This window comes from Gordonia sp. SGD-V-85 (genome assembly GCF_001456905.1).
GTDB classification, from domain to species: domain Bacteria; phylum Actinomycetota; class Actinomycetes; order Mycobacteriales; family Mycobacteriaceae; genus Gordonia; species Gordonia hongkongensis.
This window is the reverse complement of sequence record NZ_LNQO01000007.1, coordinates 28,592-46,374: the sequence shown is the minus strand read 5'-3', so window position 1 is coordinate 46,374 and position 17,783 is coordinate 28,592. Positions and strand designations below refer to the sequence as shown.

Sequence of the window (17,783 nt, the reverse complement as noted above, 5' to 3'; positions counted from 1 at the left end):
ATGTTGCCCACCCTGTGGGGGCGAATCCAGACCCGCGTGCTGGTGCTCGGCATCCTCGGCGGCCTGTGGACCATCGTGCTCGTCCCGTTCCTGTGGCTCATCTCCTCGGGGGACCCGTCGATCCTCGACGTCTACCGGGTCGCCTTCACCGTGCTCGTCACCGTCATCGTCCTCGGGGTGCTCTGGGAATTCCTGTACCACTTCCTGCAGCAGTTCCGCTGGGAGAAGGACTGGCCGACGCTCTTCGGGCTCCTCACGGCGATCAACGAGGGCATCCTGGTGTGGATCGTGATCGATGGCACCGGACTGATCCCGGAGTCGCTGCAACCGTCGCCCGTCGTGTTCACCGTCCAGTTCGTCACCACCTGGTTGCTGGTGTGGGTGGCGGTCAACGGTCCACTACGCGCCGTCTTCCCCCACTGGCGATTTCAGGGAGGACGGTTCCTGTGACCGGTCCGGGCGACATCCCGAGCGTCACGCCGACGGTGACGCTGATCCCCGGTGCGGGGATCGTGATCCGTACCCCGGCGTTCCTGTGCCTGACGAACGACGCGGTGCCCGTGTCCTTCCTCACCGATCTGCTCGACATCGAATCTGCGGTGGTCGTGCCGGATTCGGCACCGCGGCGGGGCCGGCACCTGGTACGGGCGCTGGCTCAGCTGGTGGCCACCGCCGACGACCCGGTCGACATCGCCTTCGCGGCTCCCGACAATGCCGGCATCGCGATCTTCCTCTCGGGCCGGGTGTACGGGGAGACTGACGGCAAGCGGATCGAGCCGCCCGCGGGCGATTCCTATGACCGCGCCGTGCCGTGGCCGTTCGAGGGTCTCGGGCTCTACCTCGCCGGCACGAAGCCCGCGGAGGTCGGTGACGAGCGCTTCGACCTGGTCCAGGGCACGGTGCCTGCCGCGGGCGCGCTGCTGCACACCCCGCTGGGGTTGCGCGGCACCGAATTCCACTCCCTGGCGGAGCGACCGGCGCAACCGCGGCCGGAACCGGCGGCGGCGCGGCCGGAACCGGCCGTCGAACCGTCCCGACCCGACCCGGACGCGGGTCCACCGACCGAGGCCCTGGACGATCTCGACAAGCCGGCACCCGGGGCGCCGGAACCCCCGGCGCCCGAGCCCATCCGGAAACGGTCGCCCTTCGACGACTTGCCGCCGGAGCCGGACCCGATGGGCACGACCGAGCGGATGGCGCCCGGCGCCGATGGTGGTGCCGACCTGCCGGCACCCGATCCGTTGCCGTTCACCTCGACTCCGCTGGGCGGTCCGTTCGGGTCGGAACCGTTGTCCCCGAAAGTTTCCCACCCACCTGAGCGGCCGCCGCGGGACGCCAACCCGCCGAGCGGCCGGCCTCGCGTCGAGCCGGCTCCCGCGCCGAATCCGTTCGCCGAACCGCTCGAACCGCGCGCGCCGCTGCCCAAGGAGGAGCATCAGAAACCCGCGACCGAGGTCGTCAAGATCGAGGCGTCGCGGGCCATGGTGCACGGCATCCGTTGTTCGCGAGGCCATCTGAACCATCCGCAGTCGTGGCTGTGCGGGGTCTGCGGAATCCGGATGGACCAGTTGACGACGTTCCTCGTCGAGGGCGAACGGCCTCCGCTGGGCTGGTTGCTGCTCGACAACGGGTTCACCTTCCTCCTCGACGAGGACCTGGTGATCGGCCGGGAACCGGGATCGGCCGGCGGTGGACCGGCGGGTTCGCCCAAACCGATTCGCGTGCAGGACGAGACAGGTCAGCTCTCGCGCCGCCACGTGGAGATCCGGCTGGTGGAGTGGACGGTACAGCTGGTCGACCTCGGGTCGGCGAACGGCACCTTCGTCACCGATCCGAGCAGCGGCAACCGGGAGACCCGGCTGCTCCCGCATCGTGCCCACGTGCTGGTGCCGGGGTCGCATGTCCGGATCGGCGGGCGCCACTTCATCTTCGAGTCACACCACGCCCGTATCTGAGCGAACGGACCCGAGGTCATGGACAAACACACGGTCGCCTTCCTGCTGCTCGACGTCGCGATCGTCATCGCCGCCGCCCGGGTGGGTGGGATGATCGCGCGTGCCTGCCGTCAGCCGGCCGTGGTGGGCGAGATCGCCGCCGGTATCGCGTTGGGTCCCAGCCTGCTCGGGCTCCTGCCCGGCAATCCCGACCAGTGGCTCTTCCCCGACGACGTCCGGCCGCTGCTGGGAGCACTGGCCCAGATCGGCCTCGTGCTGTTCATGTTCATCGTCGGCCTCGAACTGGACATGCGGCTGACCAAAGGGCGTGAACGCGCGGCGGCCAGCATCTCGGCATTCTCGATCGCGCTGCCGTTCGCCCTCGGCGCGGCCCTCGGCCTGCTGCTCTATCCCTCGCACGACATGGTCGGGGGAATGGAGATCGAGCGGCTGGGGATGGTGCTGTTCATGGGTGTCGCGATGTCCATCACCGCCTTCCCGGTGCTGGCGCGGATCCTCACCGACCGCGGGATGATGAGAACGATTCCCGGGGTGTTCAGCCTGGCCGCGGCCGCCATCGACGACATCCTCGCCTGGACGCTGCTGGCGTTCATCATCGCCATCATCCAGGGCGGCAGTCCGCTCGAGGTCGCCAAGATCGTCGGACTCACGCTCGTCTACGCCGCGGTGATGTTCGGTGTCGTCCGTCCACTGCTGGCGAAGCTGATCGCCTGGCGCGACAGCGCCGGCCGGCTCACGCCGGACATCCTGGCGGTCATCCTGATCGGACTCTTCCTCTCGGCGACGGCCACCGACGTCATCGGCATCCATCAGATCTTCGGCGCCTTCGTGTTCGGCGCGGTGATGCCGAAGGTGGGAGCCGAACAGCTGCACCGGGAGATCCTCGAACGGCTCGAGCAGGCGAGCGTGCTGCTCCTGCTGCCGATGTTCTTCGTCGTCACCGGCCTCAACGTCGACCTCACCCAGATCGGCGTCGCGGGCATGGGGCAGCTGCTGCTGGTCCTGCTCGTCGCGATCGCGGGCAAGTTCCTCGGCGCCTATGCGGGCGCGCGGGCGAGCGCCATCCCCACCAGACAGAGCGCGGCCATCGCGGTGCTCATGAACACGCGGGGACTCACCGAGCTGGTGATCCTGGCCGCGGGGCGCGAACTCGGTGTGCTGAGTGACGAACTGTTCGCGATGCTCGTGGTGATGGCGCTCGTGACCACGATCCTGACCGAACCCCTGCTGCGCGTGGTGTATCCGGACAAGGTGGTGGCCAATGACATCGCCGCCGCCGAACGTCGCGCCCTGGCCACCGCCACTGCCCCGCGGGTTCTGGTGCTGTTGCGCGATCCCGTCGGCACGACCGCCGACCTGCGGGCGCGGCATCGGCGAATGCTGGACTGCACCACGGGATTCGACGTAGTCCTGGCCGGGTTGCTCACCGCCCCGGACCGGTCCGTGCGTCCGCTCGAGGTCGGGATTCCGGTCGTACCGGACTTCGCGGCGATCGCATCGGCCGTCGAGCGCCTCAACGAGCTGGGCTCGTCGCTGACCGGCGCCGGTGCGGTGTCGGTGCTGTGCCGGTTCAGCGCCGATCCCGCAGCCGACCTCGAGGCCATGTCGGAGAACGCCAATGCCGACCTCGTCCTCGTGGACAGTGGCGACCGGCTCTTGGGGGAGTCGCTGCGATCGGCTCCGGTGGCCGTCGTCGACGAGACCGCCGATGACACCGTGGCACCGAGTCGTAGCACCATCACGTGTATCGCCGCGGACGATCGCAGCGGGCGGACCGCTGCGTTGATGGCCGCGGGTCTGGCGCTCTTCGGGTCGCGGTCGCTGACCGTCGTCGCATCCGGCTCTCGGCGTCGGTGGCTGGCCGACCTCAACGCTGTTGCCGAACAGGGGGTTTCGGTGTCGGTGCAGGATCCGCGCCGGCACCGCGACAACGCCGTGTCGTTCACCGTCGCCGGATCGGACGAAGGCGATTCGGCCGTACCCGTTCCGGTCACCGTCGTCGACAACACCGAGACGAGCGAGGAATCGCTGGGCGACCGCGTCGCGATGCTCTACCCGTCTCCGGCCGCACCATCCGCACCCACGAGGGCGGCCGACGATCCGTCCAGTCCGAACATCGGCTCATCATCGGAGAGGCACTGACATGCCAGAAGTCGAGATCCCGCAGCAGCTGGCGGATTTCACGGTGCTCGAGAAGCTCGGCATGGGGGGCAACGGCACGTTCTATCTCGCCGTACCCCCCGCGCGACTGCGCCTGGCCACCGACCGCGTCGTGGTGAAGGTCTTCGGCGGCGTCTGCAGCGACGACGCCTACCGCCGCGGGGTACGCGAACTGCGGGCGTTCGCCGCCGTCGTGTCGCCCTACCTCGCCGGGCTCTACGACGCCGTGCTGCAGGGCCAGTTCATGTATGCGATGGAGTATTTCCCGCTCGGCTCGCTGGGCAGTCCGGCGCGCGAGCTCAGCCGAGACGAGAAGCTGGCGGCGATCGCCGACGCGGCGCGCGGCGTGGACGCCTTGCACGAAGCCGGTATCGCGCACGCCAACGTCACGCCGTCGAGCATCATGGTCACCGAGACCGGCGGCAAGATCTCCGATCTCGGTCTGGCCCGGGTGCTGGCGGCCGACGAGCCCATCACGAGCTTCGCCCAGCCCGGGGCGGTGCAGTACATGGACCCTGCATTGTTGGCCGGCGATGTGCCGTCGCGGGCGACCGACATCTGGTCGCTCGGGGCGTGTCTGCACCGTGCCCTCACCGGCGACGGGGTGTACGGTGAGGTGCCGGACACCCAGCCGCTGCTGGCAATCCGGGCGGCGCTGTCGACGCCGCCGGCCCTCTCGGAGAACCTGGACCGCGACGAGCGCACCCTCATCGCCAACTGTCTCGCCCTCGCCGGCTCCCGTCCGTCGACCGCGATGGAGGTCGCCGACCGGATCGACGGGCTGCGCGGACGTTGAGGACAGGCGTCATCGGGCGGTTCTCGCCCCCCTGCTCCCTGCGTCACGAAGGGTCGGTCTTCGTCCCGGTCACGGTCGTCAGCCGAGCGGCGCCGTGCGCCACCAGTCGTCGAGGATCTCGCGGCCGGTGTGTCCGGGCCACGTCGTCACCAGGGTGTACTGCGCATGCGGTGGCCCGGTGAAATTGGTGACGACCCAACCGTCGACGACGCTGTCCCGGCTCGCCGACGCCGGACCGTCGCGCCAGCTGATCTCATCCCCGGGGTAGCCCTTGAGGCCGGTGGTGACGGCAGCGCGTGATGGTGACGTCGGTGTGTGCCACACCACGAATCCGACGTTCGTGGCGTCGGTGCACGAGATCCCGTCGATGCCGTTGCGGACGACGGCCTCACAGTCGGCATCTCCCCATCCCGGCGCCTCGGGCGTATCCGGCAGGAGTTGCGGGAAGGCAGCGGCGATCGGGGCGACGCCCGCCGGCCACGGCGGCGGTGTGGTGCGCGCGCCGAGCAGCATCACCGTTCCGACGACGACCGCGACGATCGCCGTGGCGACGAAGAACGGCGCGATCAGCCGTCGTCGACGCATCGACGGGGAGGCCGTCGGCGGGGGCGCCAACGGTGGGGGTGTCGACGGCCGGTTCACCGGCCCGGCCCCCCGCGGACGGTCGGTGACGACCTCGGTCGGCCGATCCGGATGACCGGCGGGCTGGAACACGCGTGGGACGCCGGCGGCCGGCCCCGCTTCCACGACCTCCGTCGTGTCGGAATCAGTTGCGGCGAACTCATATTCGGAGTCAGGGTGGCTGGCGGGGATGACCTCGGTCGGCGGTTCGTCGTCGGAGTGGGTGAGGTGCAGGGCGAGCTCGGCCGCTCGGACGAATTCTGCGCAGGTGCGGTATCGGTGTTCTGAATCGGCGTCGAGCGCCCGTGCCAGCACGGCGTAGAACGCCGGCGACACTGCACCCGACACCCGGTGCCGAGCGACCGAGCTTGTGCCGGTCACATTCGGCCCGCTCGCTTCGCTCCCGGCGCCGGTGAGCATTTCGACGAGGGTACGTCCCAACGAGGCGACATCGGCTGCCGGGTGCGGCATCTCGTCGCCCGCTATCGGTGCGGTGAGGCCGAAACCGGTGAGCGTGACGGCGCCGGGCACCGACGCCCCGGCGACGGTCGGGTCTGCGGAGCCGTTGAGCAGGATGTCGGCGGGGGAGACGTTGCCGTGGACCAGGCGCCGGCGATGGGCCGCGTCGAGCGCCTCGCCGACGACGGTGACGACGCGCACCGCCAGATCGATGTCGATGCCGTCGGGGTGGCGCCGGATCAGCAGGGCGGCGTCGGAGGCGGGCACGGGAGCCACCGCCACCCAGGCGCGGCCGTCGGCGATGCCGTGTCCGGTGATGCGCGCGATCCCGGGATGCGCCATCGCGGAGGCCTTTTCGATCGCATCCCGGAACCAGTTGCCGAACGCGGGAGTGATCGAGGCGGCCCGGTCCACGACGGTGAGCAGCACGCGCTCGGCGGGCGCCCCCGGATAGGGGGCCGTCGCCAGGTAGTCGGCGCCGGCGACGCGTCTGCGCAGGAGGCGCTCGATGCGGTGACGCCCGACGAGAGCGCCCGGAGGAAGTGGTTCGTCGTGGGTCGGACCGACGGACACGGCGCCTCCCTCACCTCACGTGAAAGGACCGACTCTACCGGTCAGAGGGCGTCCACCGGGGCGAACAGGCGCCGGGCGACCCCGCCCGGGTCATTCGAAGAGGACCGGCGCGGAGTTGAACAGCATGACGATGAAGAAGAACAACAGGAACCACGCCGCCCCCTGCCACACCTGCCAGCGACCGTTGCGTTTCCAGACCCGGTACGTGCGGTACAGCATGGTGCTCGCGCCCAGGAGAACCACGACGGGAGAGGCGACGACCAACACGGTCTGAAGGGGATCCGACGACGCATGCGCGAAGAACAGCAGCCCGAGTCCGAGTGCGACGGTGATCCCGATGTGGATCATGATTGCGCGAAAGTCGTTGGTGCCGTTCTGCGGAAGGGGTGACGTCATGGTGTCCGCCAGGTTACACGGCGCCCGAATCGTGGAGAAAGCGACGGTGGTCGGGACCTCGTACTCATTGCCGCGGCAACGGCGCCGGGGCAGGATGGGGGCCGGGGCCGATACCGGGCCGTCCGGGGCGAGCCCGGGCCGACCCGCGGCCGAACCGAAGACCCCGCCAGGGGCCGTCGCGATCAGAGGAGATGAGCCACAACATGAATGCGATACTCGTCGGCGTGGACGGGTCGGACGCGGCCACGGGCGCGGTGCGCTGGGCGGCGCGGGCGGCCGCTGCCGAAGGTCTCGACCTCAAGGTCGTCGGTGCGTACGACGCCAGCACGAGTGACTACGCCCCCGGCCTGATCATCCCGCAGGACGTCGTCGACGCCATCCGCCAGGACGCCTCCGACGCGGTCCATGCGGCCGCCGACGCCGCGAAAGAAGCGGCACCCGGCGTGACGGTCGCCACCTCGATCGTCGACGGCGACGCCGCGCGCGTGCTGCTCGAACTGGGCAAGGACGCCGCGATGATCGTCGTCGGCACGCGCCGTCTCGGCAGCGTCAAGGGCCTCTTCCTGGGTTCGGTGAGCACCAGTGTCGCCGCTCACGCACACGGCCGGGTCACGGTCGTCGCCGCCGAGGGCAACCCCGACGGACCGGTGGTCGTGGGGGTCGACGGTTCACCGGTCAGCGATGCCGCGGTCGCCGAGGCGTTCCGGCAGGCCTCGCTGCGCAATGTGCCGCTCCGCGCGGTACACACGTGGACCCCGCTCGACGCGGACGCGCTCCACGGGTACGGCATCGGCGCCGACGAGGTGGCGCGGATGACCCAGGACGCGGTCGAGGTGCTCGCCGAGCGCCTCGCCGGATACGCGCAGGACTACCCGGACGTGACGATCGAACGGTCCGTCCTGCCCGAGGAGCCGGCGAAGGCGCTGCTCGACGAGGCGGGCGCGGACGCATCGCTGCTCGTGGTCGGCAGTCGCGGCCGGGGTGGCTTCCGCGGACTCCTGCTGGGCTCGACCAGCCAGAAGGTGATGCACCACGCCGACTGCCCGGTGATGGTCGTCCGCACCTGACCCCACGGTGAGCGCTGCCCGTCGTCCCCGGTCGCGCACCGGGGACGACGCCGTCGGTGGCGCATACCATCGACCCATGACGCTGAAGAAGCTGGAGCTCTCGGTCGGCGAGCTGGCCCAGCGAGCCGGGATCGCCCCGTCGGCGGTCCGCTTCTACGAGGACCAGGGCCTGATCTTCAGCCGGCGCACCTCCGGGAACCAGCGCCGGTATCACCGGGCGATGCTGCGGCGCGTCGCATTCATCCGCGCGTCGCAGGTCGCCGGGATTCCGCTGTCGGTCATCGGCGAGGTGCTCGCCGAACTGGGCGACCACGAGTCGCCCCCGAAGTCGATGTGGGAAGCGGCGTCGAAACGCTGGATGGACGACATCAACCAACGCATCGCACTGCTCGAGAACATGCGGGACATGATCGGGTCCTGCGTGGGTTGCGGTTGCCTGTCGCTCGGGGAGTGCCATCTCCTCAACCCCGGCGACGAACTGAACAATCTCGGCCCGGGGCCGCGGCGACTCCTCACCGAGCAGTAGCCGTCTCCGCCAGTTGCGATGTCGGGGAGCAGAACAGGCGGCGGTACTGTTGGCCCATGGCTCGACCGTCGCGCGTGGCGCTGGCTCTGGGAAGTGGCGGCGCCCGCGGTTACGCGCACATCGGGGTGATCGCCGAACTCGAGGCGCGGGGGTTCGAGATCGTCACCGTCGCCGGCTCGTCGATGGGTGCTCTCGTCGGCGGGTTGTATTGCGCGGGGAAACTCGACGACTACGTGGACTGGATCTCGGGTCTGTCCCAGCTCGACGTCGTCCGGTTGCTCGACGTCTCGCTGACCAAGCCGGGCGTCATCGGGGCCGAGCGGATCCTGCTGCGGGTGCGGGAGATCCTCGGAGACACCGCGATCGAGGACCTGCCCGTCCCGTTCACCGCGGTCGCCACCGATCTGAACGCCGGCCGCGCGGTCTGGTTCCAGCGCGGTGTCCTCGCCGACGCCCTGCGTGCGTCGATCGCGATCCCGGGCGTCATCAGCCCGCACGAGCACGGTGGGCGGCTGCTGGCCGACGGCGGGATTCTCGACCCGCTGCCGGTGGCGCCCACCTCGACGGTGCCCAGCGATGTGACCATCGGCGTCATCATCGGTTCCGACGGTGGCCCGGAAGCGGGCGCCACGCGCGAACAGAAGGCCAGGGGACTGCTGCGGCGCAACGTGGCGCCGATCCTCGACAACGAGTTCATCCGCGCGGTCCGCGACCGGCTCGGCCACGAGATGCCCTCGGAGGAGGCAGCGGCGTCCGATGCGGCGGTGGCCGCCACCGGTGGCGGCGCCGTCGCGGTCGATGCCGCGGCCGAGCCCGGCTCCGTCCCGTCCGCCGAACAGGTGGCGCCCGCGTTCGGCGTCGACGAACCGGCCCGGATGGGACGCGTGGAGGTGCTGAGCCGGTCGCTCGACATCATGCAGGAGGCCCTGACCCGCTACCAGGTCGCCGGCTATCCGCCCGACGTGCTGATCCGGGTACCCCGCCGGACGGTCCGCACGCTCGACTTCCACAAGGCCTCGGAGATGATCGAGCTCGGCCGGACCCTCACCGCGCGGGCCCTCGACGACCTCCCCGAGCTGCCATGAGGCAGATCCCCCGCGGCATCTGGGTGCTGCTGTCGGCGAACGTCGTCATCGCACTCGGATACGGGTTCATCGCGCCCGCGCTGCCGACCTTCGCCCGCACCTTCAACGTCTCGTTCACCGCCGCGACCGCGGTCATCTCGGCGTTCGCGGTGATGCGCCTGGCGTTCGCGCCCGCAACGGGACGGTTGGTCACCGTCTTCGGCGAGCGGCGCATCTACCTGACCGGTCTGCTGATCGTCGCGGCCAGCACTCTGGCGTGCGCGTTCGCCCAGTCCTACTGGCAGCTGCTGATCTTCCGCGGTCTCGGCGGCATCGGGTCGACGATGTTCAGCATCTCGGCGATGGCCTTGCTGATCCGTATGGCGCCGAGCGACATTCGCGGTCGCGTGTCGGGCTTCTTCTCGGCGGGGTTCCTCATCGGCAGCATCACCGGTCCGCTCATCGGGGCGGCGCTGGTCGGCTTCGGACTCCGGGTCCCGTTCGTGGTGTACGCGGTCGCGCTGCTCGTCGCGTCGACGGTGGTGGCCACCCAGTTGCGGGAAGTGATCGCGCCGGATCAGGCCGACGGCCCGACGGGCGGGCTGATCGGTTTCCGGACCGCCTTGCGCGACAGCGCCTACCGGGCGATCCTCGCGTCCAACTTCACCCAGGGCTGGGCGTCGATGGGGGTCCGGGTCGCGGTGGTGCCGCTGTTCATCACCGAGAGTCTCGGTGCCGGAGCGGGAATGGCGGGAATCGTGCTGGCGATCTACGCCGCGGGCAACGTACTGGCGATCCTGATCGCGGGCCGTCTGTCGGACCGGTTCGGACGGCGACCCATCATGCTGCCCGGACTCGTCATCACCGTCGTCGCCACCATCGCGCTCGGGTTCTCGCCGAACGTGGGCGTCGCACTGGCGTTGTCGGTGGTCGCCGGGGTGGGCTCGGGACTGTTCGCACCCACCCATCAAGCCGCTCTCGCCGATGTCCTCGGCAACCGTCAGCAAGGCGGTTCGGCGTTGGCGGCCTATGGCATGTCGTCGGACCTCGGTGCCGTCACCGGTCCGGTGATCGTGGGATTCGTCGCCGATCGGGTCGGCTTCGGGCCGGCGTTCGTGCTGACCGGGGTGGTGGCCGCGGTGGCGCTGGTCCTGTGGATCTTCGCGCGTGAGACCGCGCCGGTGATCGTGGGCGACGGTCCGACGATGACTCCGACCGACACGAAGGCCCGCGCAGACGATGAGTGATGTGCGCGGGCGGACGACGAATTACGGTTGAGCGATGACCGCGCCCGCCTACGACTACGCCCTCGGCGCCGACTCGGAGGTCGGCACCCTGCGAGCGGTCATGCTGCACCGCCCGGGCGACGAGTTGCGCCGGCTCACCCCGCGTAACAGCGACCAGCTCCTGTTCGACGGGCTGCCGTGGGTCGGGCGTGCGCAGGAGGAGCACGACGCCTTCGCAGAGGTGCTGCGCGAGCGGGGAATCGACGTCTATCTCCTCGGTGACCTGCTCGCCGAGACCATCGCGCACAGCGGTGCGGCCCGCATCCAGGGCATCGCCGCCGCGGTGAGCGCGCGGCGGCTGGGCACACACCTCGCGGAAGATCTCGCGACCCATCTGCGAGGGTTGTCGCCGACCGACCTCGCGTACGTGCTGACGGCCGGCATGACGTTCGACGAGCTGCCGATCACACCCTCTGCCGAGCGGTCCTCGCTCGTGCGGCGGATGCACCACGGACCCGAGTTCGCGATCGAACCGCTGCCGAATCTGCTGTTCACCCGCGACAGTTCGTTCTGGATCGGCGGCCGGTTCGCGATCACCTCGCTCGCGCTTCCCGCCCGCGCGCGGGAGACGTCACTGACCGATCTCATCTACGCCCACCACCCGCGATTCACCGGGGCGCGGCGGGCCTACGAATCGCAGGTCGCGCCCATCGAAGGCGGTGACGTGCTGTTGCTCGCCGCCGGTGTGGTGGCCGTCGGGGTCGGCGAACGGACGACGCCCGCCGGGGCGGAAGCACTGGCGCGCAGTCTGTTCGACGACCACCTGGCGCACACAGTGCTGGCGGTGCCGATCGAGCAGTCGCGCGCCTTCATGCACCTCGACACCGTCTGCACGATGGTCGACACCGACGCCGTGGTGATGTATCCCAACATCCGCGACACCATGTCCGCATTCACCCTCGTGCACGACGCCGCGACCGACGCGGTCCGGATCACCGGGGAGCGGCCCTTCGTCGACGCCGCCGCCGAGGCGATGGGCATCACCAAGCTGCGTGTCATCGACACCGGGCTCGATCCGGTGACGGCCGAGCGGGAGCAGTGGGACGACGGCAACAACACCCTCGCCCTCGCGCCCGGGGTGGTGGTGTCCTACAACCGGAACGTGGAGACCAACCGGCGACTCCGGGACTCGGGCATCGAGGTCATCGAGATCGAGGGTCGGGAACTGGGATCGGGCCGCGGTGGGCCGCGGTGCATGTCGTGTCCGTTGGCCCGTGATCCCCGGTGAGGAGGAGTATCCGGTGACCCCCGACACCCCGGTGGCGCTCGACGCACTGCAGATCGACCCGGCCTCCGACCGGCCGCCCTTCGAGCAAGTACGAGTCGGCATCATCGAGCTCATCGAGTCCGGCGAACTGCTCAGCGGCGAGCGTCTGCCGACGGTCCGGGCGCTCGCCTCGCGGCTCGGCGTGGCCGCCAACACGGTCGCGCGGAGCTATCGGGAACTCGAGGCGGCCGGCGTCATCGAGACCCGCGGGCGGCAGGGCTCGTTCATCAAGGCGGGTCGCCACGATGCGCTCGACGCGGGTTTCGCGGCTGCCAAGCAGTACGTCGAAACCGCTCGCGAGCTGGGCCTGGACGATCCCGTGATCGTTGAGATACTCAACCGTGCGCTCGGGCGAACTTGAATACCTGAACCGAGATTGATTGGCTTGACGAATGACAAGTGAACAGGATGTGATCACCGGGCGTCCGAAGCAGACACTGGACCCGGTGGTCTTCACGGTCACCGCGGTACTGGTCATCGCGTTCGTGATCTGGGGGATCGGGGACAAGGAGAGTCTCAACACGACGACCACCGAGGTGCTGGGTTGGATCACCAAGAACCTCGGCTGGCTGTTCATCCTCTCCGCCACCGGCTTCGTGATCTTCGCGGTGTTCCTTGCCGTGTCCAAGTACGGCCGGATTCCGCTCGGCCGCACCGGGGAGAAGCCGCAGTTCCGCACCGTGAGCTGGATCGCCATGATGTTCAGTGCCGGCATGGGCATCGGCCTCATGTTCTTCGGTGCCTACGAGCCGCTCTACCACTTCGCCAGTCCGCCACCGGAGATCGGCTCCGACGACATCCGCGCGGCCATGGCGACGACGATGTTCCACTGGGGCTTCCACCCGTGGGCCATGTACGCGGTCGTCGGGCTGGCGCTGGCCTACAGCACGTACCGGCTGGGCCGGACCCAGTTGATGAGCGCGGTGTTCACCCGGCTCCTCGGACCGCGGGTGGCCAACGGCCCGGGCGGGAAGATCATCGACATCCTCGCGATCTTCGCGACGCTGTTCGGGACGGTGGCATCACTCGGCCTCGGCGCGCTGCAGATCGGATCGGGACTCGACACCCTCGGTTGGGTCAACGAGCCGACGAAGATGCTGCTGGTCGCGATCATCGCCATCCTCACCGCCGCGTTCGTCGCGTCGGCCGTGTCGGGGATCGCGCGCGGCATCCAGTGGCTGTCCAACATCAACATGGTGCTCGCCATCGTGCTGGCACTATTCGTGTTCGTCGTCGGACCGACTATCTTCATCCTGAACCTGCTGCCGACGACCCTCGGCGCCTACTTCACCGATCTGACGAGCTTCGCAGCCCGCTCGGACGCCACGATCATGACCGAGGAGGGTCATCAGTGGCTGGCGGACTGGACGATCTTCTACTGGGCGTGGTGGGTGTCCTGGACCCCGTTCGTGGGTCTGTTCCTCGCGAAGATCAGCCGCGGCCGCACTATCCGCGAGTTCGTGATCGGTGTGATGGTGGTACCCACGACGGTCTCGCTGGTCTGGTTCTGCGTCTTCGGCGGTACCGCGATCCATCAGGACATCGAGGGCACCCTGGCGTTCGATCCGGCCACCGCGGCCAGTGAGAGCACGCTGTTCGACGTGCTCGCCCACCTGCCGTGGACCGGGGTGGCCTCGGCGCTGGTGATGATCCTGGTCGGCATCTTCTTCGTCTCCGGCGCCGACTCCGCGTCCCTCGTGATGGGCACTCTCTCGCAGCGCGGCGTCGAACACCCGTCGCGTCCCCTCACCGTGTTCTGGGGTGTGCAGACCGGTGTCGTGGCTGCGCTCCTGCTGGCCATCAGCGGCGACGACGCCCTCGACGGCATCAAGACGATGGCGATCATCGCCGCGTTGCCGTTCGTCGTGGTGATGATCGGCATGTGTCTGTCGCTCTATCTCGACCTCCGACACGATCCGCTGATCGTCTCCCGCCACGTGCTGACCGCTCAGGTCGACGAGCATGTCCGGGAACAGGCCAACGCCATCGCGACCGGGGAGCTCGAGGCGATCGATGCCGACGCGATACGACACCTCGAGAAGATCGACCCCGACTACGTCGACCAGGCAAACGGATCGGCGCCCGCCGAGCCGACGGTCGACCCGGGGCCGGACGACGAGCCTCGGGACAAAGGCACTCACGGCACCGACCGGTTGACCGGACCGACGGTGTGACAACCCCCACCGGGGTCGGCAACCGATCCCGGTGGGTGAGTCGTCGTCGGGTCGGTGGGTCCTCAGCCGTGTCCGACCGCCCCGGCGAGCGCTGTGCCGAAGGTCTTCGCGGTCGCCCGGTCGAGCCGGGAGGTGGTGACGCGCAGACCATTTCGCTGCTCGGCCCCGTCGACGGCGAATACCGTCCCGGGTTGCACGGCCCACCCCAGGCGCGCCAGTTCGACGCCGACCCGCTCCGCGGGCACCTCGGGCGGAAGATCGACCCACACGTTGATCCCGTCGGGCGGTCCCATGGTCGACGCCACCCCCCGGGCATCGAGCACGTCGATGAGAAGTCGTGTGCGACGGGCGTATTCGAGGCGTGCGGTGGCGATGAGCGCGGTCGTCGCCGGATCGGTGAGCAGATGCGCCGCGGTGGTCTGCAGCAGGTGGCTGACCCAGGGGCGGCCGGAACGCAGCCGGGCGTCGAGCGCGGCGGCCGTGGTCGGGTCGGCATCGACGAGCGCGACCCGCAGATCCGGACCCAGGAATTTCGCGACGGACCGGACGACCGCCCAGTGTCGGCTGTTGTCCGGGATCACCCGCTGATAGTCGCGAACCGACAGGAGTGAGAAGTGGTCGTCTTCTATGACGAGCACCTCGGGGTATCGCTCGAGAACCGTGCGTAGTTCATCGGCACGAGCCGCGGAGAGGGCGATCCCGCCGGGGTTGTGACCGCGGCAGGTGACGATGACCGCTCGGGCGCCCGCACCGAGCGCCCGCGCCAGATGATCGGGGCGCATGCCGTGCTCGTCGAGCTCCATGGGGAGCGCGCGGTACCCGTTGACACGGATCGTGCCGACGCTGGCGAGGAAGCACGGATTCTCCACTGCGACGCAGTCGCCGCGGACGAGGTGGGTGTTCAGCAGCCGCTCCATCGCGTCGACGGCTCCGTGGGTCGCGATGAGTTCCCCCCGTTGCGGGTGCTCCCCGAACAGCACCGACGCCGCCTCCCGCAGTGCCGGCGCCACCGCGGCGGTTCCGTACATCGTCGGTCGGTAGGGGGCCGCGGCGATCGCGGCGCGCAGGTCGGGCAGGAGATCGGGATCGGGATTGCCATCGGCGAGGTCGATGGTGTCCGCGGGAGCGGCGAGTTCACTGCCGGGGTGGAGCCGGTCGGCGACCACCGTTCCGCCCCGGCCGCGGGTGTCGGCGGCGCCCACCGAGACGAGCTGCCGGTACGCAGCGGCCACGGTGTTGCGGTTGACTCCCAACTCGGCTGCGAGTTCACGGATCGGCGGCAATGAGTCGCCCGGTCGCAGACGGCCGGAGACGATGGCGTCTCGCACGCTCTGGACGATGGCCTGCACCGTCTGCCCGGTGATCACGACGCTCACCACGACCTCCCTGCCGATCAAGATCACGTTCTTTTGTCCTAGGACAAATGCTACGGTGGTCGCACGGCACCGAGACCAGGAGTTGTGCGCCATGAACCGAAGTCCCGAATCCGCCCGTCCGACCTGGGGTCGCCAGGTTGCCTACTGGTACGGCGGGCGACTGCCCGCCTCGATGACGGACTGGGTGCGCAACGACCTCGCCGGTCCCGGTGCGTCCGTGCGGATGGTCGCCCGGTGGTCGATACCGTGCATCCTGCTCCTGCTGCCGATGTTGTTCGTCCCCGCCCCGTGGGGAGTGCGCATCACCATGACGATGCCGATCCTGCTGTCGTACCTGTTCTTCTCCATCGCCCTGAACCGGGTCTACCGTCGCTACCGACTGGTCCAGCACGGACTGGACCCCGAGCTCGTCAACGCCGTCGATCGTGTGAAGAACGCCGACCTGTACGCCGAGTACCACCGGAAATACCGCGGCGAGAACGGCCGGCCGGTGTCCGTCTCCCGGTAGGGGGCCAGGCCGCGTCACGGTTGCTCAGCCCCAGCTCGGCAGCCAGATCTGCTGCCGCCACAGTCCGGGCGAGATCGGGGAAGCGGTGAGGATCGGCCACAACCACACGAAGTTGGTGACGACCAGACCCACGTAGATCGCCACCACCATGATCGCGAGGGCCCGACGCTCGGGCCGGGCGCGGGCAGTCGCCGCGGCCGAACGCAGCAGGTCGCCGCAGCACAGCGCGAGGCCCATCACCAGGAACGGCGCCAGCACGGTCGCATAGAAGAAGTACATCTGCCGGTCCAGGGCGAGGAACCACGGCAGGATCCCGGCGAGGTAGCCGACCAGGACCGCCGCGTACCGCCAGTCACGCCGCACGATCCACGACCACAGTCCCCACAGCAGCATCGGCAAGGCCAGCCACCAGAGAGCCGGTGACCCGATCAGCATCTGCGCGCGCACGCACTCGCCCGCGCCGCACTGGTCGGGACCGTTCTCGAGCGCGTACAGCATGGGGCGCAGGCTCATCGGCCACGTCCACGGCTTGGACTCCCACGGATGCTGGTTGCCCGCCGAATTGGTCAGCCCCGAATGGAATTCGAGGATTCCCGACTCGTAGTACCACAGCGATCGCCAGGCGCCCGGGACCCAGGCGAACGGTCCGTCGGTACCGATCATGTTGCCCACCTGATAGCGGTAGACGGCCGTCTCGCTGTTGAACCAGGGCAGGTAGGTCAGGAAGTAGATGACGACCGGCATCACCGCGAGGCTCGCGCCGCTCGGTACGACGTCGCGCACCAGGGTGCCCACCCAGGGGCGCTGCACGTGGTACGCCCGGCGGGCGGCGACGTCGAAGCCGATCGCCAGTGCGGTGAAGAAGATGACGTAGTAGATGCCCGACCACTTGGTGCCGCAGTTGAGCCCCAGCATCACGCCGGCGACGAACCGGTACCACCGGAAGCCGAGGCGCGGCCCGAAGGGACTGTCGGCGATGCGGCCCTCGCGGTACACGCGGTCCATACGCGCCCGCACCTGGTCGCGGTCGGCGACGAGCGCGGCGAAGGTGGCCACGATGAACTCCGTCTGGAAGATGTCGAGCATGCCCATCCGGGACTGCACGAACAGCACGCCGTCGCAGATCGCGAACACACCCGCGATCGCTCCGACGAGCGTCGAACGCGTGAGCCGCCGAACCGCACAGTAGATCAACACGACGATGAGGACGCCCGAGATGGCCGGTGCGACGCGCCATCCGAGCGGGCCGTAACCGAAGACCGCCTCCGAGGCGGCCAGCATCCACTTGCCGACCGGCGGATGCACGACGAGGCCGTACGCCGGGTTGTCCTCGATCCAGTTGCCGCCGGTCAGCACCTGCCAGCCCTGCGGGACGTAGTGCTTCTCGTCGAAGACCGGCGTGCCCTTGTCGGTGGGGTGGGTCAGGGCCCAGAAGCGGGTGATGGTGGCCAGCAATGCGATGACCACGCCGACGAGGAGTCCACGCCCGCGGTCGGGGGCACCGAAGAGCGGTGCGGGCACGTCCGGGCCCAGGCGAGGTGGCACCCGATCGATC

General features: G+C 69.4%; 16 protein-coding genes. 12 read left to right on the top strand and 4 right to left on the bottom strand.

The genetic code is table 11. The features are described 5' to 3' along the window. The 4 genes from AS181_RS10090 to AS181_RS10075 are packed head-to-tail and all read left to right on the top strand — an operon-like array spanning nt 1 to nt 4,911. A complete protein-coding gene (locus AS181_RS10090) occupies nt 1-450 on the top strand; it encodes a hypothetical protein (protein ID WP_058251470.1) in 450 nt (149 codons plus the stop codon). Then, on the top strand, nt 447-1,955 hold the full coding sequence (locus AS181_RS10085) for an FHA domain-containing protein (protein WP_058251469.1): 1,509 nt from the start codon (nt 447-449) through the stop codon (nt 1,953-1,955). The genes AS181_RS10090 and AS181_RS10085 overlap by 4 nt, the downstream gene beginning before the upstream one ends. A gap of 18 nt (nt 1,956-1,973) precedes the next feature. Continuing rightward, nucleotides 1,974-4,097, top strand: a complete 2,124-nt coding sequence (locus tag AS181_RS10080) for a cation:proton antiporter (protein WP_058251468.1) — start codon at nt 1,974-1,976, stop codon at nt 4,095-4,097. 1 nt (nt 4,098) lies between these two features. Continuing rightward, entirely contained in the window at nt 4,099-4,911 is an 813-nt protein-coding gene (locus tag AS181_RS10075) for a protein kinase domain-containing protein (protein ID WP_058251467.1), read from the top strand. A 78-nt stretch (nt 4,912-4,989) separates the two neighbouring features. Here AS181_RS10075 and AS181_RS10070 read toward each other — a convergent pair whose 3' ends face one another. After that, the gene (locus AS181_RS10070) at nt 4,990-6,564 is read right to left on the bottom strand and encodes a serine/threonine protein kinase (RefSeq protein WP_058251466.1); all 1,575 of its coding nucleotides are present in this window, start codon (nt 6,562-6,564) and stop codon (nt 4,990-4,992) included. 90 nt (nt 6,565-6,654) lie between these two features. Continuing rightward, nucleotides 6,655-6,960, bottom strand: a complete 306-nt coding sequence (locus tag AS181_RS10065; protein WP_058251465.1) for a hypothetical protein — start codon at nt 6,958-6,960, stop codon at nt 6,655-6,657. Nucleotides 6,961-7,163: 203 nt separating this feature from the next. Between AS181_RS10065 and AS181_RS10060 the strand changes: the two genes are divergently transcribed. From AS181_RS10060 to AS181_RS10030, 7 genes are all read left to right on the top strand, one after another. Next, complete coding sequence (locus AS181_RS10060; RefSeq protein ID WP_058251664.1) at nt 7,164-8,027, top strand: universal stress protein; 864 nt, start codon at nt 7,164-7,166, stop codon at nt 8,025-8,027. A gap of 76 nt (nt 8,028-8,103) precedes the next feature. Next, the gene (soxR, locus tag AS181_RS10055; RefSeq protein ID WP_058251464.1) at nt 8,104-8,553 is read left to right on the top strand and encodes a redox-sensitive transcriptional activator SoxR; all 450 of its coding nucleotides are present in this window, start codon (nt 8,104-8,106) and stop codon (nt 8,551-8,553) included. A gap of 56 nt (nt 8,554-8,609) precedes the next feature. After that, the gene (locus AS181_RS10050) at nt 8,610-9,638 is read left to right on the top strand and encodes a patatin-like phospholipase family protein (RefSeq protein WP_058251463.1); all 1,029 of its coding nucleotides are present in this window, start codon (nt 8,610-8,612) and stop codon (nt 9,636-9,638) included. Beyond that, nucleotides 9,635-10,864: an MFS transporter gene (locus AS181_RS10045; RefSeq protein WP_058251462.1), complete on the top strand. Its 1,230-nt coding sequence runs from the start codon at nt 9,635-9,637 to the stop codon at nt 10,862-10,864. The genes AS181_RS10050 and AS181_RS10045 overlap by 4 nt, the downstream gene beginning before the upstream one ends. A gap of 34 nt (nt 10,865-10,898) precedes the next feature. Beyond that, entirely contained in the window at nt 10,899-12,131 is a 1,233-nt protein-coding gene (locus tag AS181_RS10040) for an arginine deiminase (RefSeq protein ID WP_058251461.1), read from the top strand. A gap of 13 nt (nt 12,132-12,144) precedes the next feature. After that, entirely contained in the window at nt 12,145-12,531 is a 387-nt protein-coding gene (locus tag AS181_RS10035) for a GntR family transcriptional regulator (protein ID WP_231742358.1), read from the top strand. A gap of 31 nt (nt 12,532-12,562) precedes the next feature. Then, nucleotides 12,563-14,344, top strand: coding sequence for a BCCT family transporter (locus AS181_RS10030; RefSeq protein ID WP_175404313.1), 1,782 nt, complete (start codon nt 12,563-12,565; stop codon nt 14,342-14,344). Nucleotides 14,345-14,406: 62 nt separating this feature from the next. On the opposite strand, the gene AS181_RS10025 is transcribed toward AS181_RS10030, so the two are convergent. Further along, complete coding sequence (locus AS181_RS10025) at nt 14,407-15,720, bottom strand: aminotransferase class I/II-fold pyridoxal phosphate-dependent enzyme (protein ID WP_058251662.1); 1,314 nt, start codon at nt 15,718-15,720, stop codon at nt 14,407-14,409. A 91-nt stretch (nt 15,721-15,811) separates the two neighbouring features. On the opposite strand from AS181_RS10025, the gene AS181_RS10020 reads away from it, so the two are divergent. After that, nucleotides 15,812-16,228: a DUF5313 domain-containing protein gene (locus tag AS181_RS10020; RefSeq protein WP_058251459.1), complete on the top strand. Its 417-nt coding sequence runs from the start codon at nt 15,812-15,814 to the stop codon at nt 16,226-16,228. 24 nt (nt 16,229-16,252) lie between these two features. Here the strand turns inward: AS181_RS10020 and AS181_RS10015 are convergent, their stop codons facing one another. After that, nucleotides 16,253-17,782, bottom strand: a complete 1,530-nt coding sequence (locus tag AS181_RS10015) for a glycosyltransferase family 39 protein (RefSeq protein WP_058251458.1) — start codon at nt 17,780-17,782, stop codon at nt 16,253-16,255. Nucleotide 17,783: the final 1 nt, after the last annotated feature.